Below are 231 nucleotides of genomic sequence, written 5' to 3'. Positions count from 1 at the left end.
GGTAGAAACATTTAAGGATGAAATGGAGTTTATGGGTCCTGTAAGACTTCGAGATGTAGAAGAAGCTCAAACTCGCATTGTCGGTGTTATACGTCGTTTAGAGGACGCAGGTGAAATCGTGATAGCTCGCGGTGGAGGGGATGATATCATTGTCTAAATTGATTAAGTCCACCTATGCACTGCAAGAAATACCTGATATTAAGGAAATAAAAGTTAAATCAATCATAGTTC

1 protein-coding gene is annotated in these 231 nt (G+C 39.4%); it reads left to right on the top strand.

The genetic code is table 11. From position 1 onward, the window contains the following. A partial coding sequence (locus tag AOA60_RS31995) for a FliG C-terminal domain-containing protein (protein ID WP_305887068.1) occupies nt 1-157 on the top strand: 157 nt, incomplete at its 5' end. Nucleotides 158-231 lie beyond the last annotated feature (74 nt).

Source organism: Pseudomonas sp. 2822-17, assembly GCF_002742485.1.
Lineage (GTDB): Bacteria > Pseudomonadota > Gammaproteobacteria > Pseudomonadales > Pseudomonadaceae > Aquipseudomonas > Aquipseudomonas cyclaminis.
The sequence above is the reverse complement of the archived record's forward strand: the minus strand, read 5'-3'. Positions and strand labels throughout refer to the sequence as shown.